We start from the raw sequence: 20,632 nt of genomic DNA, 5'->3' as shown, positions 1-20,632 counted from the left end.
CTTTCGTCCCTGTGTCGTACGGGCGAACGAGACCGGCCACCGGGCGACGGCCGGCGCGTGCGGGCCCCCGGCGCGTGCGGGCCCCCGGCGCGTGCGGGCCCCCGGCGCGCCGAAGGGCGGCCCCACGAACAGGACCCGCCCCTCGAATTCCGCCCAGCAGTCCGCCCAGCCGTCCGGGCGGCTTTCCGGGCGGTCGCCCGCTCGGCTCAGCCGCACGGCCGGTTGCCCGCTCGGCCCAGTCGTCCGGCGAGTTGTCCGGTCAGCGGACGAAAGAGATCTCCGGGTACTTGCGGTCGGGGCCGTCGAGCAGGGTGCTGTGCCGGTGGCGCAGCTCCTGGTCGAAGAAGGCCGCGAGGTAGGCGCGCTGGACCGCGACCGCACGGTTCGGGTCGATCGTGCCGTACTGCTGCTGGATCTGGGCCTGGGAGAGCCCGAGCAGGCCCGCCTCCTGCGGCACCATCCACTCGTTGTCGCTGAAGGACAGGTGCGCCGCGCCATGGAGCTGCACGTCGACCCGGTATCCCTTCAGATGCGACCACAGCGTGCGCCACGACCCGTCGTTGTTGCGGTTGTGGGTGCCGGAGCTGAAGAGCATGAAGGGGCGGTCCAGGTCCTTGCTCGGCGCCGTCCCGAAGAACTGGCCGTCCAGGTTGGCGCCGGCGGCGATGCGGTGGTCGAGCTGCATGGCGGTGTCGACCGCCGCGCCGCCCAGCGACCAGCCGAACATCCCGATGCGGGACATGTCCACGTTCTTCGACAGCCCGGTGGGGAGCGTGGCGTGGCCGACGTCCGGGTTGCCGCCGTTGCTGATCGTGCCGAGCTGGTTGATGACGAACTTGATGTCGGCCGCGCGCACCTTGAGGGTGTCGGAGGAGTGGGAGCCCGCCGGCATCGTGTTGACCTCCAGCCGGTTGCCGGGGAACTGCACCTCGTTGGCGTCGTGGGTGTGGTCGACGGTGACGACGAGGTAGCCGCGGCTGGCGAGATCCTGGGCGAGCGCGGTGCCCATCGCGCGGTCCGAGTGCAGCCCGGTCGAGTACAGCAGGACGGGCAGCTTGCCGAGCTTGGTGTTCACCGGGGCGAGGACATGGCCCGCGGTCCTCGGCAGGGTCACCTGCTGCGGCGACAGCCCGCGCGAGGCGAGGAAGTGGGCGCCGGAGATCGACGACATCCACGGGGCCTGGTAGTGCCCGGACGTGGAGGTGGCCGGGTACCAGAGCGACACCATCAGCTCGCGGTGCTTGCCGCCGGGGACGTACGGATCCGTACGGGACTTGTCGACGAGGTGCAGGCCGACCATGCCCACGCTGTACTGCCCGGTCGGTGCGGGCATGTTGAGCTGGAGACCGGTCGGTGCCGTGCGGCCGGACGCGAGGGCCTCGGGGTGGACGGGCTTGTGGTGCAGCGGCGCCTCGTCGTTCTCGGGCGCCCAGGGCGTCTTCCCGTCGGGCTGGTCGGCCTGGTGGGGCTGGTCGTCGGGCGAGAACCCGGTGGCCGCGGGCTCGTTGGACGTCTTCCCGGCGGCCATCGCCGGCGTCATCCCCACACCCAGAGCTACGGCGAGCGCACCCGCCGTACCGACCGCTCTGGCGATCCCTCTGCGACGGTGGCGCGGGCGGCGGTGTTTCATGAAACCCCCTTGTTGGTCAGCGATCGCAGAACGGGCGATCGACTGCCGCACACCGTACCGCCGCAGTGGCCGACGGGTTGAGGGCCCACCGGTTTGCAGGAGTTCACGGCATCGGGAAGGGGTACGAATAGGAACTGTTCGTACGCAATGACCGGGTCGATGACCTCACGCTCCACCTCGACGCACCTGTGGAGCCGGTCGCTCCTCACGTCGCACGTGAGGGCTACGGCTCCCTTTTCCACGACGAGTACGGAACAGGGCGTGAAGACGTTCACCTCGAACGACGCCACGCACGATCCCGCCGGCCCCGGGGGACGGGCGCCCTCCCGCATGCCCCGTCGGCCGACACCGCGAAAGGGGCCGGCCACCGGTCGGTCCACAGGAGCCTTGATCGGGCCCGGCGCGTCGGTGCAGCTCTTATGACGTCGCGAGCATGACGTCGCGGGCCTGGCGTCAGGGGGCAAGGCTGCTTACGACATGACAGTGCTCGCGAAGGGGCGCAAGCTGGGAGAAGTGGCGGGAGGGACAGCCGCCGGGTTCGTCGGGCGCTGAGAGACGAAGGGTCACTCATGCCACAGTCCATGCGCGCGCTCGTAGCCGGAGAGGTCGGCGAGCCGAAGGACGTCCTGCGGCTGGAATCCCGGCCCGTTCCCACGCCGGAGGCCGGCCAGGCGCTGATCCGTGTGAAGGCGACTCCGATTCACGCCAGCGATCTGCACGTGCTGCGTGGCCGCTACGGTTTCTCCCCCGAGTTTCCTGCCGTCGGGGGCAACATGGAATGCGTGGGCCGAATCGAGGCCCTGGGCCCGGACACCGCGGGGCTGAAGACCGGCGAGCGTGTGGTGGCCGTAGCCGTCCCGGCGGTACCGGGGCCGAAGGTGGCCGGCACCTGGCAGGAATACCTTGTCGCCGACACGCACAGACTTCTGCCGGTCCCCGACCGTCTGAGCGACTCCAGCGCCTGCCAGCTCGCCGTCAACCCGTTGACCGCGCTGCTCCTGGTGACTCGCGAACTCGACGTACAGCCGGGGGAATGGCTGTTGCAGACGGCCGCGGGCTCCACCGTCGGCCGGCTCGTCATCCAGCTGGCCGGGCATCTGGGGATTCGCACCATCAATGTGGTGCGGCGGCGCGATGCCGTCGAGGAGATCAAGGCGCTGGGCGGCGACGAGGTCATCTGCACCGAGGACGAGGACCTGTTGCAGCGTGTGGCTGAGATTGCGGGACCGGCCGGCGTACGCAAGGCCGTCGACTGCGTCGCGGGCCACGTGGGTGCCCAGGTGTCCCAGGCACTGGCTCCGGGAGGAGAGACCGTGGTCTACGGCGCCCTGTCCACCCATCGGCAGACCGACCCGGCGGCGCTGACGATCCCGCTGTCGGCGCGCTCGGTCATCTACGAGACCAAGGTGGTCCGTGGCTTCTGGCTGAACCGCTGGTTCGGCACTGCCTCACCCGCAAAGGCTCTGCGCGCGCTGTCCGAGGTTCGCAGCCTCGTCGCTGATGACGTGCTGAGCATCCCCCGAGGCCGGCCGTTCCCGCTCGACCGCTTCGCCGAAGCCATCTCGTTCGCCGAGGAACCCGCGCACAGCGCCAAGCCGCTCCTCGTCTTCGAAGACGGCCGGAACGAGGACGCCCAGTAGGCCACGGTCCGGGACGGGGCCACGACTGCCGGTCCCACGCTCCGCCGGGCCCCACGCTCGCGCGGCCGGCCAACGCCGAAATCCAGACGCGGTTTTCGTTCTCCCGGGTGCCCAGGACGGGCGGGGAAGAGGATGCGACGCTGGAGTGAGGGGCCCGCGAGTGGAGGTCCGAGTGCGTCTCATCCGGTCCGGGGCCCTCTCCGTCGGCCTGGCGACCATGTCCGGTGCGGCTCAAGGGATGCGACGCAGAATCGTGCGGTCGGTCTGTGAGCCCGCCGGCCGGGGGCACCACTCACCGAGCGTCGCCAGGCGGCCATACCGCGTGGATCCGGCCCGCCGGGACCAGGACCGCGCGACCAACCCGGAAGGCAGGTGCGTCCCATGCGCACGTCGACCCGTATCGCCGGTGCCCTCACCGGCCTGACCCTCACCCTCGGTGGTGCGGTCCTCGCCGCTCCCGCGGTCCGGGCGGACATCCCCGCCTGCACACGGATGGCCGAACTGGCCGGTGCCACCGCTTCCGACTCCGTCACAGCGGCCTGCAGCCGTGGCGTGGTCGGAGACCTGCAGAGTTGTGTGACCGGGCTGACCGGGGCCGGAGTGGCGGGCGGCGCCGCGACCGGTGCCTGCCGGGCGGCGGCCCACGAACCGCGTTAGAGGACCGCGCGCGGCAGCCGCCCGCCGGCACCGGCCGGAGGCGCCCGGGCGCGGCGCCCAGCCTCGCCTCGCCTCGCGGGCCTCGTGCGGAGCGCCCATGCTGAGTAAGAGGGCGCCGTCGCCCTGGGACTTGTCCTTCCCGAAGGCCGAACGAAGGCGCCTGGAAGGAGGAGGAAGTCATGCGCGTGCGAAGAATCCTGGGCCTCGCCCTGGCCGCTGCGACCCTTGCCGGCGTGAGCGCCGTCGGCGCTGTCAGCGCCACGGCCGCCTCGTCTCCGAACATCTCCAGAGACGACTGCACGGCCGCCGGCGGACAGATCGTTTCACTCCCCTACGCCGGCGACGCCTGCGCGCTGCCCGACGGGACCAGGCAGGCGATCACTTGACCGGTCGGCGCACGCTGGGCAACCTGTCCGGCCGGTGTACCCGGCGCGGTGGGTAGGGAGTGACGGCACCCGGTCCACCGTCGGGTGGATCGCCCGCGCCCGTCTCGGCACCGCGGCACTCCCGATGGTGGACGCCGACCGTCTCGAAGCCGAGGCCGTCACCGCTTCGAAACGGTCCGCGCCGTCCTGAACACCGCGCTCGCCGCCGTCCTGAACGACCTCGTCCATGTCGTCATGCAGTGACCGACGAGGTCGTTCGCATTTCCTGGCTTCATTGATTCGGATGTCTCAGCTGTATTGATCACGAGCGTTGTCGACACTCGGTGTCGACGCAGGTCTTGAACGTGGAAGAGGTCCAGCAGGTCATCCCGCTCCACCAACCCGTCTGAGCCAAGGCCGACCCCGCCGGCATCGCCAACCGGCACGCGGCCCACGACTCTCTCCGGGGACCTACGAGACGGCGCCGTAACAGCACGACCGAGGAGCCGACCGACACGGTGCACCCGCCGGTCGGCTCCGCCGTGCTCCTCTACGACCCCGGGGATGACTCCGTCGTTCGGCCCATCAAGGGCACCGGCTGCAACGCCGAAAAGGACCAAGCGGAGTCACCCCACCCTCGCGTTCCGCTACGCCTCCGCGCCCCAGGCCGCCCCGATGACGGCGGTCCCGGACCCCGGCCGACAGGCCCGGAGGAGATCCCGCATGCGCGTCTTCCTGCCCCTGACCGCCGTCACCACCGCCGTGCTCCTGCTCGTCACGGTCACCGGCGCGACTCCCGCCGCAGCAGACCGGATCCCGGACGGCACACCACCGGTCAAGGTGTCCCACGGCGACCCCTACGCGAAGTGCACCATCGGAGCGAGGTCCCCCGACAGCATCGTCTACCCGGCCACCGAGGTCGAGCCGTACCTGTCCGTCGATCCGCGCGCCCCCAAGCGCGTGGTCACCGTGTTCCAGCAGGACCGCTGGAACGACGGCGGCGCCCGTGGCCTGGCGGCCGGCTGGACCACGGACGGCCACACCTTCCACCGGAGCACGCTGCCGTTCAGCCTGTGCGCCCCGGGCGGCGCGGACTTCGAACGGGCCACCGACCCTTGGGTGAGCACCGGACCGGACGGCACGGTCTACGCCGGCGGGGAGGGCGTCGACTTCACGAAGAGCACGCGCAGCGCCCTCCTGGCCGTCACGTCCCGCGACGGCGGCCGCACTTGGCAGAACCTCACCACCACGCACGTCGACGAGCAGCCGTTCTTCAACGACAAGCCCTCACTCACCGCCGACCCGATCCGCGAGGGCACCGCCTACCAGGTCTGGGACCGTCTCGACAACGACCCACCCGGCCCCAGCTCCCTCGACGGTCCCGGCTACATCTCCCTCACCCGCGACGGCGGCCGCACCTGGAGCAGGGCCCGGCCGTTCGTCGACACCAGCACCGTGCCCAACACCCAGACCATCGGCCATCTGATCGTCGCCGGCCGGCGCACCGGCACCCTGTACGACTTCTTCGACCGGATCACCCACTCCGACGACCTGAGCACCGTCGTCGAAGCGCGCTACGAGGTGGTCACCTCGACCGACGCCGGAGAGACCTGGAGCGCCCCGGTCACCGTGGCCCGGGACACCTCCGTACCGGAGGTCGACCCGAACGAGCCCACCAAACTGCTGCGCGCCGCGGCCACCCTGCCGAGCCCGGCCGTCGACCCCAGGACAGGCACGCTGTACATGGCCTACGAGGGCTCGGACTTCTCCGGTGGAAAGTTCGACTCCGTCCAGCTGGTGCGGTCCACCGACGGCGGACGCACCTGGGGGACCCCGGAGCTGATCAGCCCCAGGGGCGTTCCGGCCTTCTCACCGTCGATCGCGGTCGCCGAGCGGGGCACGGTGGCGCTCACTTACTACGACCTGCGCTTCCTCCAGCCCGGCAACACCACCACCCTGCCCACCGCCTACCAACTGGCCACGCTGCAGCACGGAAACCCGAAGCTCCGGACCGAACGACGGATCTCGCGGGTCTTCGACTGGCTGCAGGCGCCGTTCGCCGGGGGCTACTTCCTCGGCGACTACCAAGGCCTGGTGGCAGACGGCAGGGGAGTACGGGCGGTGCTCACCGAGACCCACTCCGGCGCACCACAGAACCGTACGGACGTGTACACCAGCAGTCTCCGCACCCGCTGACCGACGTGGACGCCGTCGGCCGACCCGACCGCCGACGGCTGCAGACAGGCATCGGACTCCATGACCACGTTGGGCGGGGAGGTTTGGCCGCGTCCCGCCCGGCGGGGCGGGCCTGCCGCTCTGGGGTCGCGTGAACGCGGTCCGGTCCGTGACCGACCGGAACTGCAGGTCGGAAGCGGGACCAGGCAGCTTCGCGTTTCCGCAAGTCAACACGGCTCTTGGCATGGGGCCGGTTGCGGACGCCGCCCCCTCCGGCACAACGAAGAGACCACCCACCCGGCCGGGGTGCTCTCTTCGTCAGATCAAGCTGACTAGTGCCCCAACCGAGGCAATCCCTGAAAGGGGAATCAAATGCGCATTCGACGAATCCTCGCCGCCGTCATCGCCACGGCAGCCCTCGCCGGACTCGGCCTCACAGGCACCGCCACCGCCGGCGCCACCGCACAGGGTGCCCCGTCCTACGTCACCCCTTCTCAGTGCAAGCAGGGCGGCGGAATGCCCGCGATCAACGAGGCGGGCAACTACTGCATGGGCGGTACGCACGACGGGGAGCAGGTCGACTGAACCCCACAAGGCGCCCCGCAGCCACGCGCCGCGGGGCGCTCCCGCGCGAGCGTGGCCGGGAGAGCGACGGTGTACGCGCACCTCACGCCGAGCAGCCGGGACCGCGCCCGGAAGGCTCTCGGGCAGGCTCTCCACCCGCAAGATCACACGGGCTGAGGTTGCAGGGAGGTCCCAGGCCGTGAAAATACCTCTGATCCGCACCGAAAGCGCAGATCAGAGGCATGATCACGAGAGTTACTTCTTCTTGCCCTGGGTTTCGACCGCCCGTTTTTTGGCGCTGATCAGCGGGGGCCCACCACGACCGACCTGCGGTTGAGCGGTTGTTGGTGGTCGTTGTCTGTCGTTGCTTGTACCTCGGAGGTTCCAGACAGGTCCCGGCTCCGGTCTCCACGCCAGCCTCCGGCAGAAGCCCTAACGGCGGCCGTCACACCGTAACGGTGTGACGGCCGCGTCACGCCCAAACCCTTAGGCAGGCGCAGGTGTGACGCTCCCAAACAGAGGCTCGTCACACCCCCCTCACAGGGGCCGTAACGGTTACCCCCTGTCCCGTGCCACTGGATCTTGACCGTTTGCCATCGGACTTTGACGGACGCGAGTTTGTGTCATCGGAGTTTGATCACCGCAGGTCAGCGACTCAGCGCACCGAAGATGCGCTGAGTCGCTGACCTGCACTTATGTGCAGTTCCTCGTAAACGTGTAGGTCAGAGCCTTGCGATCGTCATGCAGGCTGCTCGATTTGTGGGGACGGGGGGTCAGGAAGGCTTGACCGCCGAGACCGGGGTGACGGTCACCTTGTTGTCGCACTCGGCCCACACCCCGTCGTTCAGGGCGACCTGGTGCTTCCCGGAGTGCGGCAGCCCGATGACCATCGTCGGATACGTCACCGGGTCCTTGCCCGACACGCAGTAGCCGTCGGCCTCCCCCTGGACCTGGACGAAGGTCAGCTTCACCCACGCCTTGCCGTGCGGCCGGACCGTCACGGTGGCCGCCCTGCCGGTGGGGGTGACCTTGAGCGGGGTGTTGTGGGCGGGGGAGCCGTTGCCGGCGCCCGCGACCGTCGGATGGCCCTTCAGGACGCACGTCCTCCGGGAGACGTTGGTGAACTGCACGACCGCCGCCCCGGTCCCGGTCCCGACGGGCCGGTGGACGGCCTGCCAGGCGCTGACCTGGAGGGCGGAGGCCGGGCAGGCGGGCGGCGGGGTGGAGGTGGTGGTGCTCGCCGCCATGGCGGTGCCGGGCAGGATGCCGGTCACCGCCGCCGCGACGGCCGTGACCGCCGTCGTCGCCAGAGCCGCCCTGCGAATGCCGTTGCTGTGACGCATGCTGTCGTCCCCCTGAGTCGTCTCGTCCGCGGGTTTCGGTCGTCGGTTGTTGCCCCGCGGTACGCGTGGTCGTGGTACGTGAGTGCAGACAGGGCGGGAGAGCGGCAGGGTTCCGTGCGGCGACTACTTGTGACGGAACGGTGACGACAGGCTGCACCCGTGCAGATGGCCGTCAGGGCAGAAGGAACGGCCTACGGCCGCACGACCTTTGGCGGCTCGCTGCGCTCGCGCGGACAGCGTCCGCAGGGTCCGCCGGGCATCGCTCACCGCTACTGACCTGCACTTTCCCTGCGGACGCTAAACAAAATGTTTAGCGTCCGGTCACGCTCGGTCTCCCATGAACCTCTTTCCGCTGGTCAGGGCCGCCCGTAGGAGACGGAGGGCAGCGTCCGCATGCGCACCTCATGCCGAGCAGCCGGGACCGGGCCCGGAAGGCACTCGGAAAGGCACTCAGGCCACAAGATCACAAGGGGTGAGGTTCCAGGGAGGTTCCAGGGCACGAAAATGCCTCCCATCCGCGCCATAGGCACAGGTGGGAGGCATGATCGCCCAACCTACTTCTTCTTGCCCTGGTTCTTGACCGCCTCGATGGCCGCTGCGGCCGCCTCGGGGTCGAGGTACTTGCCGCCCGGGGTGAGCGGCTTGAAGTCGGCGTCGAGCTCGTAGTAGAGCGGGATGCCCGTCGGGATGTTCAGGCCCGCGATGTCCGCGTCCGAGATGCCGTCCAGGTGCTTGACCAGGGCGCGGAGGCTGTTGCCGTGGGCCGCGACCAGGACCGTGCGGCCGGTCAGGAGGTCGGGGACGATGCCGTCGTACCAGTACGGGAGCATCCGGATGACGACATCCTTCAGGCACTCCGTCCTCGGGCGCAGCTCCGGCGGGATGGAGGCGTAGCGGGCGTCGCCGGCCTGGGAGAACTCGGAGTCGTCGGCGAGCGGCGGGGGCGGGGTGTCGTACGAGCGGCGCCAGAGCATGAACTGCTCCTCGCCGAACTCGGCCAGCGTCGCCGCCTTGTCCTTGCCCTGCAGGGCGCCGTAGTGGCGCTCGTTCAGGCGCCAGGTGCGGTGGACCGGGATCCAGTGGCGGTCCGCGGACTCCAGCGCCAGCTGGGCCGTGCGGATCGCACGCTTCTGGAGGGAGGTGTGGACCACATCGGGGAGCAGGCCGGCGTCCTTGAGCAGCTCACCGCCGCGGACCGCCTCCTTCTCGCCCTTCTCGTTCAGGTTGACGTCCACCCAGCCGGTGAACAGGTTCTTGGCGTTCCACTCGCTCTCGCCGTGGCGGAGGAGGATCAGCTTGTACGGTGCGTCGGCCATGCCCCAGAGCGTAATCCACGCATTCAGGCCCCCGGAGCGCGTGCCCGGCAGCCGGACAGTTGACGGCTTCTGTTAATTGAGTGGCCACGATCAACCTCGCGCATGTAAGTTGCCGATACCGCTTGAGCCACTTACTTCACTGTGTACCCACGGGGGGTCCCGTCATGTCCGTCGCCCGTCTCAGACGAGCCGCCCGGGAGAGCGTCGCCGGGCTCCCCCGTGAGTTCTGGTGGCTGTGGACCAGCACCCTCATCAACCGGCTGGGTGCCTTCGTCGCCACCTTCATGGCGCTCTACCTCACCCTCGACCGCGGGTACTCCGCCTCGTACGCCGGCCTCGTCGCCTCCCTGCACGGGCTCGGCGGTGTCGTCTCCTCGCTGGGCGGCGGGGTGATGGCCGACCGGCTCGGCAGGCGGCCCACCCTGCTGATCGCGCAGACCGCCACCGCCGCCTCCGTCGCGCTGCTCGGCTTCGTGCACGACCCGGTCGCCATCGCCGCCGTCGCGTTCGTCGTCGGCATGGCTTCCAACGCCTCCCGGCCCGCCGTGCAGGCGATGATGGCCGACATCATCCGGCCCGAGGACCGGGTGCGGGCGTTCTCGCTCAACTACTGGGCCATCAACCTCGGCTTCGCCGTCTCCTCCATGGCCGCCGGGTTCATCGCCGAGTTCAGCTATCTCGCCGGGTTCCTGATCGAGGCCGGGATGACGCTGGCGTGCGCGATCGTCGTCTTCGTCAAGCTGCCGGAGTCGCGGCCCACGGCCACCGCCAAGGAGGCGGACGCGGACATCAGCCTCGGGACCGTGCTGCGCGACGGGCGGTACATGGCCGTCGTCGGGCTGTCCTTCCTCGTCGCCCTCGTCTTCCAGCAGGGCTCGGTCGGGCTGCCCGTCGCCATGGGACGGGCCGGGTTCTCGCCCGCCGACTACGGCCTGGCCATCGCGGTCAACGGCATCCTGATCGTCGCTCTGCAGATCCCGGTCACGCGGTTCATCGAGCACCGCGACCCGCGCACCCTGCTGGTCGTCTCGTCCCTGCTCGCGGGCTACGGCTTCGGGCTCACGGTCTTCGCGGGATCGGTCGGCGTCTTCGCGCTCACGGTGTGCGTGTGGACGCTCGCCGAGATCGTGAACGCGCCGACGCAGACCGGGCTCGTCGTACGGCTGTCGCCGGTGCACGGCCGCGGGCGCTACCAGGGCATGTACACGCTGTCGTGGTCCGCCGCCTCGCTGATCGCGCCGCTCATGTCCGGCACCGTCATCGACCGGTTCGGGGCGCAGTGGCTCTGGGGGATGTGCGCGGTGGTGGGGACGGTCGCGGGCGTCGGATACGGCGTCCTCATGCGCGGCCTGCCGGCGCAAGAGCCGGTCCCGGCTCGGCGGCAGTCCGCCTCGGCACCTCGGACCGTGCCGCAGGGGACGGTCTGAGACCACCGCACCGGACGGCTTCACCGTCCGGAAAGTCCCCTGCCCCGCACCGTGAGCATCACGCAGCACGGTGCGGGGCAGTGCGGGAAGGACCGAACAGCCCGCCCGCTCAGCGGGTGAAGGCCCGATCAAAAACGGACCCCGACTGCCCGAGCCCGGACCCGGGCTGCGCGAACTCGGGACCGCCCTGCCCGATACCCGACGCACCCTTTTCGGCACCCGACGCGCCCTGCTCGAAACCGGACGCGGGCTGGCCGAAGTCGGCCGCGGGCTGGGAGATGGTCCCGAAATCGCTGGCGCTCCCCATGTCGTCGTTGTCGTCGGCGAGGGCCTGGCCCGCGCCTCCCAGCATGAGGGTCCCGGCAAATGCGACGGCGGCCAGCACGGTGCGTGCACGCATAATGAGATTCTCCTTCGATCGGTGTGTGCTCGCCAGAGATATGCCGCCGTCCCCGGCGCCAAACGCGTCGGCTTGCGCACAAGCACCCGAACAGACGGCGCACATGGCGCCACGCCGGGGGCGGAGCCCCAGCTCACGGGGGCGCATACAGGCGCAAAGTGCCCACATCCCGCGCCGTTCTGACGCTCCATCGGGACCGGGCATTTAAATTCGGTAGGCATTCGGTATGCACGGGACATTCCCCCGAATGCCCGACACCCCCGCCTCCGCCCACCTTCGTTAGGTGACCGTGACGCGATTGGACTGGCACGCAACAGAGGATCATCCGACGACCGCACTTCACTGGGACGGCGACGCGGGGATCAGGTCATCCGCCGACCTGCTCCACGATTTCCTGAATAAGATCAACAGAATGGAAACCGAATACCGCCGGGCCATGGCAGATCTGTATGGAGCCTCCTGACGGAGCGCACGGAGGGGATCCAGAGGGATTATCGATGGACAGGATTTACGAAGACACCGGTCTCTACGACCAGATCTGGACCGTCCCCGAAACGGACATCGCGCCGAACGACTGGGACCCGGTCGAAGAGCTGGCCCAGATACTGTCCACGACGGCCCCCGTCACCCCCGCCGCCACTCCGTCGGCCACGCCGTCCCGTCGCAGGAACAACCGCCGGCGTCTCCGCCAGGAGTCCCATCTCCTCGACGGCGGCCGGCGCACGACGTACGTCACGGTCCTGATCACGATGGTCTCGCTGTGCGCCGTGTGCATGCTGGGATGGTCGGTCTCCTATTCCTACGGCCAGCTGCGCGGGATCGCCTCGACCGTGCTGCCCGTGAGGCTGGCGCAGTGCTGGCCGCTGACGGTGTACGGGCCATGGTTCGTGGCGGCTCTCTCCGTCCTGCGGGCCACCGTCCAGCGCCGGAGCGCGCGGCGCTCCTGGTGCGTCGTGGTCGCGGCCTCGGCCATGGCCGTGGCGCTGTGCATCAGCAACTGGTCGCACGCCCAGCTCGCGCCGGTCATCTTCGGCATTCCGCCGGTCACCGCCCTGGTCTGCTTCGGGGAACTCGTCGGCCAGATCTCGGCCAAGACCCGGCCGCGGCACGCGCACGCCGCACCCGCCGAGCGTCCGATGCCCAAGCACTGACAGCCCCGGCCTGCCGCAGCAGCATCAGCAGCAACAGTCCCGGCAATCCCCCTCGGCCTCACCGGCTGTCGACAGCCCCAGGGGCCCCGGATGCATCCGTGCCCCTCACGGGTGCATCCGCGCCCCCTTCAGCACCTTGTCCACCCCGTTCCGGGGCCCGTACACCGCCAGCCCGACGGGATCCAGGTCCGCCGTCGCCACCGCCCGCACCGCCGCGCGGTTGTCGCGGTCGTTGCCCGTCGCGAAGAGGCCGGCCGTGAACACCGCACGCGGCAGGGCCCGTGCGAGAGCCCGGGTGTGCGCCGTCCTCAGGGTTTCCTTCGTGCCCTCGAAGATCAGCACCGGCTGCCGGAACATCGGGAGGTAGGAGACCCCGTCCGCGTCCTCGTAGGGATCGCCGATCACCTCGGGGACCTGCCTGCCCAGGCCGCTGACCAGGAACGCCGTCACGTTCAGGCGCTGCCAGGGCTCCAGGTCCTCACGCAGCAGTACGGCGATCTTGGTCTCGAAGCGGATCGGTTCGGCAGGTACGTCGGGTCGCTGTTCGGTGTTCATGGGGTGAGACTGCCTGTCGTCGTACGGCGTGGTCTTGTACGTTTTTTGCGTGGTCGCCGCAGCTCAGCCCGACGTCTGCGCCTGGCGCCCGCGCATCCCGGGTGTCGTGGAGGTCTTCCACGCCCCCCCCAAGTCTCGGCACCGCTCGACCCGGGGGGACCCCCATCCCCGAGTACGCCTACCCGATGCACGTCCACGACGCCTGGACGCTGCTGATCGTCGACGACGGGGCCGTACGGTACGACCTGGACCGGCATGAGCACGGGACCCCGCACGACACCGTGTCGCTGCTGCCGCCGCACGTCCCGCACAACGGCTCCCCCGCCACCCCGCACGGCTTCCGCAAGCGGGTGCTGTACCTCGACAGCAGCCACCTCGGGGACGAGCTGATCGGTCCGGCCGTCGACGGGCCCGACCTCAGGGATCCCGTGCTGCGACTGCGGGTGGGGCAGGTGCACGCCGCGCTCGGGCGCCCCGGTGACGAGCTGGAGGCCGAGAGCCGGCTGGCCCTCGTCGGCGAGCGGCTCCGGGATCATCTGCGGCGGCGCGAGAACGGCACCGGGCGCCCCGACCCCGCCCTCGCCCGTTCCCTGCGCGAGCTGCTCGACGAGCACGTCGGCGAGGGGCTCGTCCTCGCCGACGCCGCGCGGCTGCTGCACGCCCATCCCGCCCATCTGGTCAGGGCGTTCAGTACCGCCTACGGCATCGCGCCGCACCAGTACCTGACCTCCCGCAGGGTCGGCCGGGCCCGCCGGCTGCTGCTGGACGGGCTGGCGCCGGGCGAGGTGGCGGCGGCGACCGGGTTCTGCGACCAGGCCCACCTCACCCGGCACTTCAAGAGGCTGGTGGGGGTGACTCCGGGGCGCTACCGGGTCAGTGCGCGCTGGGCGTCGTAGAGGTTGCGCGGGCGTACGGCGTCCGTGGTGCCGTACAGCTCCAGGCGGGAGTTCAGATCGCCGGTGAAGTCGGGGACGTCGGTCTGGTCGAACTCGTGGACCTCGTTCAGGCCCGCCGTCGCCGACCAGGGCGCCAGCCCGTCGATCTTCATCAGGCCGGCCCGGCCGTTGGTGACCCTGATGTTCCAGTGGGTGAAGCGGGCGCCGAACAGGGGACCGGCGCTGGCGTCCCCGCCGTGGCGGCCGTCGTTGTTCACCGTGATGTCGGTGCGCACGTCGGCGAAGGGCAGCCCGCGGTGCGAGTCGAAGGTGCCCATCTGCATCTCGCCGCGCGACCAGACGTTGTGGGAGGACAGGCCCTCGACGTTGACGCCGTGCAGCTGGGTGCCGGCCGGCGCGGGGACCGTGCGCTCTTCGATCGTGAAGTCCTCGATCAGGTTGTCGTGGGAGCCCTCGCGGCAGAAGTACGGGTGGTGCGAGCCGCGGCCGGCGACGCGGGTGCGGCGCAGGGTGCAGGCGGAGGCCGCGACCAGGCCGAAGCCGTTGTCGACGTTGCGGACCGTCACGTCGTCCACCCAGCAGTCGTAGGCGCACTGCAGGACCACGCCGTTGTAGCCCTTGTCGAGGAGATGGGGTGACATCGGGGTCTCCCGCACGTCCAGCGTGAGGCCTTCGACACCCGACCCCGTCAACTCGGTTACATGCGTGGTGAGTTGAGGGTTCCACTCGGAGCGCAGGTCCAGCGGGAGCGGGCGTTCGAGGGTGACGCGCCGACCGTGGACGCGGGTGATGCGGACCGGCCACTCGTAGGGGACGTAGGACAGCAGCTTGGTCTTGTCGTCCCAGCGGTACGACGCCGGTCCGGGACCGTCGCCCGCCATGTGCTGGAGGAGGGTGTGCGCCTGGTCGTCGGCGAGGCGGAGCAGGACGAGCCGGCCGGGGTGCAGGGCCAAGGGATCGGCGACGGTGACGCTCCACTCGCCCCGGCGGGCCGGCTCGACGGCGGTGAGGGCCGTCCACTCGTCGCGCCGGTTGCCGGTCCAGCCCTCGAAGGGCCAGGCCTGCGCCTTGACCGCGGCGGTCAGGGAGTCCCAACGGGCCTGCGGGGCGAGCCAGATGAGACCGCCGGCCCAGGACCAGGCTGACTTGTCGCCGCCGTAGCGGGAGCCGTAGACGCCGATCAGTTCGGTGAGGTTCTTCGTGGCGTACAGGGTCGTGCGGCCGCTGCCGGCGCCACGCAGGACGACGTTCGAGGCGCCGATGTGGATCAGGCCGTCGATGCGGAAGGTGCCGGGCGGGATGGTGACCGCGCCACCGCCGGCCCTTGCGGCGGCGGCGATGGCACGGTTGATCGCGGGGGCGCAGTCGGTGGTGCCGTCGGGCACGGCGCCGTGGTCGGTGACGTCGGCGACGGTCCGAGGGCGGGGCAGGCGGCGGGTTCCGGCACGGTGACCCGCCCGGCCGACGTACGGGATCTGCGGATGGGTGAAGGGCGTGCGGGTGAATTCCCGCCACAGGGACGGTACTTCGCCCGGGGCCGCGGCCGCCGTGCCCCTTGCCGTGCCCAGGGCCACGGCGGTGGCGCCGACGAGGAGTGTCCGTCTGCTGACGTGCCCGTGCTTCATGTCCGGCCGCCCCTTCGCATTCAGGGATATGAACGACGTTCAGGAGTGCGTTGGCGGTGAGCATGCCACCGCCGCCCCCTGACGGGGAAGGGGTGATGCCGGGTCAGCCTGTCGGATTCGAGTTCACGCTGGGAACTGGCCGATGCCCTGGGGCCTTCGCCGATCAGCTCGACGAGGGGGACGGCGGCGCGACGCCGCACCCGGACCCGTCCTGAGCGTCAGTCGGCCCGGGGTCAGTCGGCCGTGCGCCGCGTCAGATGGGCGAACGCGTCCAGGTTCCGCGTCGACTCGCCCCGGGACACCCGCCAGGCGTACTCCTTGCGGATCGCGGTGGCGAAACCCAGCTCCAGCAGGGTGTTGAAGGCGCCGTCGGCCGCCTCCAGGACCTGACCGAGAAGGCGGTCGATCTCCTCCGCGGTGACGGCGGTCAGCGGCAGGCGGGCGGTGACGTAGACGTCGCCGAGGCGGTCGACGGCGTAACTCACGCCGTACAGCTTGAGGTTGCGCTCCAGCAGCCAGCGGTGGACGCCCGCCTCGTTCTCGTCGGGGTGGCGGATGACGAAGGCGTTGAGCGAGAGGGTGTGGCGGCCCACGAGAAGGCTGACGGTCGTGGAGAGCTTGCGGGTCCCGGGGAGTTTGACGACGTAGTTCCCGGGCTCGGGGCTCTCCCACTCCAGTTCGGCGTCCTTCAGGAAACCCTCGACGACCTGCGCGCCCTTGTCCACGTCACCCATGCTGGGAGCGTACGCGACGGCGGTGCGCCTGGGTCGCTGCCGTGTACACGTCGGCGGTGGCGGCGGCCGACGTGTCCCAGCCGAAGGACTGTGCGTGCCGGGCGGCGGCCGCGCCCATGCGCGCCGGCAGGGCCGGCTCGTCGACGAAACGGCTCAGCTCGCGCGCGTAGTCGGCCGGGTTGTGGCCCTCCACGAGGAAGCCGGTGACGCCGTCGCGCACGGCCACCGGAAGGCCGCCGACCGCCGCCGCGAGCACCGGTGTCCCGGCCGCCTGCGCCTCTATGGCGACCAGGCCGAAGGACTCGCTGTAGGAGGGCATGACGAGGACGGACGCGGCCCGGAACCAGTCGGCGAGCTGCTCCTGGCCCACCGGCGGCCGGAACCGTACGACATCGGCGACGCCGAGCCGGGCGGCGAGCTTCTGCAGGCCCTCGGGCTTGGCGAGGCCGCTGCCGCTCGGGCCGCCGACGACCGGCACGACGATCCGGGAGCGCAGTTCCGGGCGCTCGTCGAGCAGGACGGCCACGGCCCGCAGCAGGACGTCCGGTGCCTTGAGGGGCTGTATGCGGCCCGCGAAGAGCGGGATCAGCGCGTCCTGCGGGAGGCCGAGGCGGGCGCGGGCGGCGGCGCGGCCGTCGGCGGGACGGAAGCGGTCGAGGTTCACGCCGGGGTGGACCACGGCGACCCTGGCGGGGTCGGCGGCGTAGTGCCGGACGAGTTCGTCGGCCTCCTCGTCGGTGTTGGCGATGAGCCGGTCGGCCGCGGAGACGATCTGTGTCTCGCCGATCACACGGGCGGCGGGCTCGGGGGTGTCGCCGTCGGCCAGGTTGGCGTTCTTGACCTTGGCCATGGTGTGCATGGCGTGCACCAGGGGGACGCCCCAGCGCTGCGCGGCGAGCCAGCCGACGTGGCCGGAGAGCCAGTAGTGGGAGTGGACGAGGTCGTAGTAGCCGGGGCGGTGTCCGGCCCAGGCCTGCATCACACCGTGCGTGAAGGCGCACAGCTGGGCCGGGAGCTCCTCCTTGGCGAGGCCCTCGTAGGGGCCCGCGTCGACGTGCCGGACGAGGACGCCCGGGGCGAGCTGGACCGTGGGCGCGAGGCCGCCCGCCGTGGCCCGGGTGAAGATCTCGACCTCGATGTTGATCGCGGCCAGGCGCTGGGCCAGCTCCACTATGTAGACGTTCATGCCGCCGGCGTCACCGGTGCCGGGCTGGTGGAGCGGTGAGGTGTGTACGGAGAGCATGGCGACACGGCGGGGCCTGCGGTGCAGCCGGAGCCGCGAGGGAGCCACCGGAGAGCGTCGCCCGAGCCTGCTGACGTACTGGCTCACGTGGCGTTCCTCCTTGCTGCGGGCATGCCGAACGGAGGACCGTCCGTGCCCTCCACGGTGGTGCAACAGCGGACAGGCACGCCTCCATTTCCCGCGCGAGCACCTTTACCAAATCATGACCATCGATCGGTCAACCGTTCGATCGCGGTGGTGCAGGGGGAGAGAACTCCGGCACCAGGAGGCACGGCTCCCGGCACCAGGAGGCACGGCTCCCGGCCCCACGGAGGCACGGGCCCCGGCCCCACGGAGGCAAGGGGCCCCGGCTCCGGGGAGGCGCAGGGACACGGTGGCACAAGGCGGAACCCGGCCCCCGGCGCCCGCATACCCTCGTAGGCATGACAGCCCGCGCGACGCCCCTCCCCCACTCCCGGCTTCGCTCGACCGGGCGGACCCCCGTCGTGGGAACGGTGACGCGCGGGACGACCAACCCCAACCGGCTGCGGCGCATGGACCGCTGGATCGCGGCCGTGCACGGTGCCGAGCTGCGGCGCACCGAGGACCCGGTGGCGGTCGACCTCGGGTACGGGGCGGCGCCCTGGACCGCCGTGGAACTGCTCGGCCGCCTGCGCACCGTCGCCCCCCGCGTACGGGTGGTCGGCATCGAGATCGAGCCGGAGCGGGTCGCGGCGGCGCGGCCGTACGAGCGTGACGGCCTCACCTTCCGGCACGGCGGCTTCGAGGTCCCCGTGGGCGGGCGCCCGATGCTCGTCCGGGCCGCCAACGTGCTGCGGCAGTACGACGAGGACGAGGTCGCCGAAGTGTGGCGACGGCTGTGCGCGCGCCTCGCCCCGGCGGCGGGCGGCTCGCGCGGGGGGCTGCTGGTCGAGGGGACCTGCGACGAGATCGGGCGGCGGCACGTGTGGGTGGCGCTCGGCCCGGAGGGTCCGCGGACGGTGACCTTCGCGACCCGGCTCGGCTCCCTGGAACGCCCCTCGGACCTCGCCGAACGACTGCCCAAGGCACTGATCCACCGCAACGTCCCCGGCGAGCCGGTGCACGCCTTCCTGCGCGACTTCGACCGCGCCTGGGCCGCCGCCGCGCCCTACGCCTCCTACGGCGCCCGCCAGCGCTGGATCCGCACGGTCCGGGATCTGCGGGCCGACTGGCCGGTGACGGACTCGCCGGCCCGCTGGCGGCAGGGCGAAGTGACCGTGGCCTGGGGGGCGTTGGCGCCGGGCGCCCGCTGAGCCCCGGCCTCACCGGATCCTGGCCCACCGGCCCCGCCGGAACCCGTCCCCACCGGCCCCGCCGGCCGCCGGAGCACCCTGGGGCCCCGACGTCCCCTCAGCCCAGGGGAACGAAGTCCGCGCGTCGTTCGTCACATCGGCGAGGTGATCGTCGTAAGCGGTGAGGGCGGGGGAAGTACGCGGAGGGGGCGGGGGAAGCGTACGGAGCGGGCGGGGCGAAAATCCGACTTCCGACGACCTCTGTCCCTTTGCGCCTGGCCGTGGCACGATCCCTCGGGCGACCACAAGTTACTGACGGTAAATCAGGTTGGGGGACGTATGGGTACGGGCAAGCGCAGACTGCTCACGGCCGCCGTGACCGTGGTGTGCGCGGTGACCGTGCTGGCCGCGCCCGGCACGGCGTTCGCCGCCCCGAAGCCCACACCGGGTCCGAGCGCGACGCCGAGCGCGTCCCCGGCGCCCCCGCCCGGCAAGGACCTCGAAAAGGTCCGCGCGAAGCTCGACGGGCTCTACCACGACGCGGCCGTGGCCACCGACGCCTACAACGCGGCCGAAGAGGCGGCGAAGCAGCAGTCCGCCCGGATCGTCGACCTGGCGAAGAAGATCGTCGAGGGCCAGAAGAAGCTCGACGGGCTCAAGAACCAGGCGGGCGCGGCGGCCCGGGCGCAGTACCGCAACGGCGGACTGCCGCCCACCGCCCAGTTCCTGCTCAGCGACGACCCGCAGCAGTTCATCGACGGGGCCGGGACGGTACTCAACGGCCAGCGGGCGACCAGCAAGCTGATCGTCGAAATGACCCGCACCCAGAAGGACTTGCAGAGCTACGCCGACGACGCCTCGGCCGAGTGGCAGAAGCTGGAGGCGGGCCGCAAGGCCAAGGCCGCCGCCAAGAAGAGGATCACGCAGCAGATCACCGAGGCCGAGCAGCTCGAATCCCGGCTGGAGAAGAAGGAGAAGGAGCGGCTCGCCAAGCTGGAGGAGGAGGCCGCCCACAAGGCGCAGACCGCCTGGCTGGACACCGGCATTCTCAAGGAGGTCAGCGACAAGGCCTCCGAGCAGGGCAAGGAGGCGGTCGAGTTCGCCACGGCCCAGCTGGGCAAGCCGTACGTGTGGGGCGCCGAGGGCCCTCGTTCCTACGACTGCTCGGGCCTGACCTCCCAGGCCTGGGCGAAGGCCGGCCACCCCATTCCGCGCACCTCGCAGGAGCAGTGGAAGCAGCTCAGGCACGTCGACGTCAAGGACATGCGACCCGGCGACCTCATCATCTACTTCGACGACGCCAGCCACGTCGCGATGTACGTGGGCGACGGCGCGATCATCCACGCCCCGCGACCGGGGCGGACGGTCACGGTCGCGGGCGCGGGCTCGATGCCGATCCTCGGGGTCGTGCGGCCGGACGCGTGAGCGCGCCGCAGGGCCGGGGCGCTCGGGCTTCACGGGGAGCCGGAGGCATCGGCGGGCCGCGCGACGGCCGCGTGAGCGGGGTCATGTGACGGCCCCCACGGCCGCTCCCGGGCCCCTCCGCGCACCTACCGTGTGACCCACCGCACGCCCAACCTCCGCACAAAACGGGGCGATACGTGACCTTCGTCATCCCCGTTCCCGCGGCACCCTGTCCAACTGCGGTACGGATCGCG

At 70.9% G+C, this 20,632-nt stretch carries 19 protein-coding genes and 1 pseudogene; 11 read left to right on the top strand and 9 right to left on the bottom strand.

The features are described from left to right. Positions 1–259: 259 nt before the first annotated feature. Complete coding sequence (locus tag ACFZCP_RS04180; RefSeq protein WP_391423879.1) at positions 260–1,630, bottom strand: alpha/beta hydrolase family protein; 1,371 nt, start codon at positions 1,628–1,630, stop codon at positions 260–262. Next, positions 1,627–1,920, bottom strand: a complete 294-nt coding sequence (locus ACFZCP_RS04175; RefSeq protein ID WP_391423877.1) for a hypothetical protein — start codon at positions 1,918–1,920, stop codon at positions 1,627–1,629. The genes ACFZCP_RS04180 and ACFZCP_RS04175 overlap by 4 nt, the downstream gene beginning before the upstream one ends. A gap of 291 nt (positions 1,921–2,211) precedes the next feature. Here ACFZCP_RS04175 and ACFZCP_RS04170 point away from each other — a divergent pair, with 291 nt between their 5' ends. The 5 genes from ACFZCP_RS04170 to ACFZCP_RS04150 all read left to right on the top strand — a co-directional run bounded on the left by ACFZCP_RS04170 (position 2,212) and on the right by ACFZCP_RS04150 (position 7,052). Further along, the gene (locus ACFZCP_RS04170) at positions 2,212–3,270 is read left to right on the top strand and encodes a zinc-binding dehydrogenase (RefSeq protein WP_391423876.1); all 1,059 of its coding nucleotides are present in this window, start codon (positions 2,212–2,214) and stop codon (positions 3,268–3,270) included. 381 nt (positions 3,271–3,651) lie between these two features. Beyond that, on the top strand, positions 3,652–3,927 hold the full coding sequence (locus tag ACFZCP_RS04165; RefSeq protein ID WP_135793943.1) for a hypothetical protein: 276 nt from the start codon (positions 3,652–3,654) through the stop codon (positions 3,925–3,927). A 179-nt stretch (positions 3,928–4,106) separates the two neighbouring features. Continuing rightward, the gene (locus tag ACFZCP_RS04160) at positions 4,107–4,313 is read left to right on the top strand and encodes a hypothetical protein (RefSeq protein WP_391423873.1); all 207 of its coding nucleotides are present in this window, start codon (positions 4,107–4,109) and stop codon (positions 4,311–4,313) included. 702 nt (positions 4,314–5,015) lie between these two features. Continuing rightward, on the top strand, positions 5,016–6,488 hold the full coding sequence (locus ACFZCP_RS04155) for a sialidase family protein (RefSeq protein ID WP_391423871.1): 1,473 nt from the start codon (positions 5,016–5,018) through the stop codon (positions 6,486–6,488). A 351-nt stretch (positions 6,489–6,839) separates the two neighbouring features. Then, entirely contained in the window at positions 6,840–7,052 is a 213-nt protein-coding gene (locus tag ACFZCP_RS04150; protein ID WP_391423869.1) for a hypothetical protein, read from the top strand. Positions 7,053–7,804: 752 nt separating this feature from the next. On the opposite strand, the gene ACFZCP_RS04145 is transcribed toward ACFZCP_RS04150, so the two are convergent. Beyond that, positions 7,805–8,374 carry a DUF4232 domain-containing protein gene (locus tag ACFZCP_RS04145; protein ID WP_116152629.1) on the bottom strand — a complete coding sequence of 190 codons (570 nt, stop codon included), beginning with the start codon at positions 8,372–8,374 and terminating at the stop codon, positions 7,805–7,807. Positions 8,375–8,928: 554 nt separating this feature from the next. Further along, a complete protein-coding gene (locus tag ACFZCP_RS04140) occupies positions 8,929–9,690 on the bottom strand; it encodes a phosphoglyceromutase (RefSeq protein ID WP_362681701.1) in 762 nt (253 codons plus the stop codon). Positions 9,691–9,854: 164 nt separating this feature from the next. Between ACFZCP_RS04140 and ACFZCP_RS04135 the strand changes: the two genes are divergently transcribed. Further along, complete coding sequence (locus ACFZCP_RS04135) at positions 9,855–11,117, top strand: MFS transporter (RefSeq protein ID WP_391423866.1); 1,263 nt, start codon at positions 9,855–9,857, stop codon at positions 11,115–11,117. Between the two features lie 109 nt (positions 11,118–11,226). On the opposite strand, the gene ACFZCP_RS04130 is transcribed toward ACFZCP_RS04135, so the two are convergent. Further along, entirely contained in the window at positions 11,227–11,517 is a 291-nt protein-coding gene (locus ACFZCP_RS04130; protein ID WP_391423864.1) for a hypothetical protein, read from the bottom strand. 283 nt (positions 11,518–11,800) lie between these two features. Between ACFZCP_RS04130 and ACFZCP_RS04125 the strand changes: the two genes are divergently transcribed. Both ACFZCP_RS04125 and ACFZCP_RS04120 read left to right on the top strand, forming a co-directional pair. Next, positions 11,801–11,980 (top strand): hypothetical protein, encoded by a 180-nt coding sequence (locus ACFZCP_RS04125; RefSeq protein WP_391423862.1) that lies wholly within the window; start codon positions 11,801–11,803, stop codon positions 11,978–11,980. A 34-nt stretch (positions 11,981–12,014) separates the two neighbouring features. Further along, positions 12,015–12,668: a DUF2637 domain-containing protein gene (locus ACFZCP_RS04120; RefSeq protein WP_391423860.1), complete on the top strand. Its 654-nt coding sequence runs from the start codon at positions 12,015–12,017 to the stop codon at positions 12,666–12,668. A 105-nt stretch (positions 12,669–12,773) separates the two neighbouring features. Here the strand turns inward: ACFZCP_RS04120 and ACFZCP_RS04115 are convergent, their stop codons facing one another. After that, positions 12,774–13,223: a DUF2000 family protein gene (locus ACFZCP_RS04115; RefSeq protein WP_391423858.1), complete on the bottom strand. Its 450-nt coding sequence runs from the start codon at positions 13,221–13,223 to the stop codon at positions 12,774–12,776. Positions 13,224–13,257: 34 nt separating this feature from the next. Between ACFZCP_RS04115 and ACFZCP_RS04110 the strand changes: the two are divergent. After that, positions 13,258–14,119, top strand: a pseudogene (locus tag ACFZCP_RS04110) (AraC family transcriptional regulator). Here the strand turns inward: ACFZCP_RS04110 and ACFZCP_RS04105 are convergent. The 3 genes from ACFZCP_RS04105 to mshA all read right to left on the bottom strand — a co-directional run bounded on the left by ACFZCP_RS04105 (position 14,089) and on the right by mshA (position 17,808). After that, positions 14,089–15,744 (bottom strand): glycosyl hydrolase family 28-related protein, encoded by a 1,656-nt coding sequence (locus tag ACFZCP_RS04105; protein WP_391423856.1) that lies wholly within the window; start codon positions 15,742–15,744, stop codon positions 14,089–14,091. The pseudogene ACFZCP_RS04110 and the gene ACFZCP_RS04105 sit on opposite strands and share 31 nt — an antisense overlap. A gap of 233 nt (positions 15,745–15,977) precedes the next feature. After that, complete coding sequence (locus tag ACFZCP_RS04100) at positions 15,978–16,478, bottom strand: YbjN domain-containing protein (protein WP_391423854.1); 501 nt, start codon at positions 16,476–16,478, stop codon at positions 15,978–15,980. After that, positions 16,471–17,808, bottom strand: a complete 1,338-nt coding sequence (mshA, locus tag ACFZCP_RS04095; RefSeq protein WP_391423852.1) for a D-inositol-3-phosphate glycosyltransferase — start codon at positions 17,806–17,808, stop codon at positions 16,471–16,473. The genes ACFZCP_RS04100 and mshA overlap by 8 nt, the downstream gene beginning before the upstream one ends. Before the next feature lie 398 nt (positions 17,809–18,206). On the opposite strand from mshA, the gene ACFZCP_RS04090 reads away from it, so the two are divergent. Together ACFZCP_RS04090 and ACFZCP_RS04085 are read left to right on the top strand one after the other, a co-directional pair. Next, positions 18,207–18,995: a class I SAM-dependent methyltransferase gene (locus tag ACFZCP_RS04090; protein ID WP_391424686.1), complete on the top strand. Its 789-nt coding sequence runs from the start codon at positions 18,207–18,209 to the stop codon at positions 18,993–18,995. A gap of 318 nt (positions 18,996–19,313) precedes the next feature. Next, complete coding sequence (locus ACFZCP_RS04085; protein WP_391423850.1) at positions 19,314–20,399, top strand: NlpC/P60 family protein; 1,086 nt, start codon at positions 19,314–19,316, stop codon at positions 20,397–20,399. Positions 20,400–20,632 lie beyond the last annotated feature (233 nt).

Source organism: Streptomyces sp. NPDC007971 (assembly GCF_042958635.1).
Classification (GTDB): Bacteria; Actinomycetota; Actinomycetes; order Streptomycetales; family Streptomycetaceae; genus Streptomyces.
Note: the sequence above shows the minus strand (reverse complement) of the source record. Positions and strands in the feature narration are given on the sequence as shown.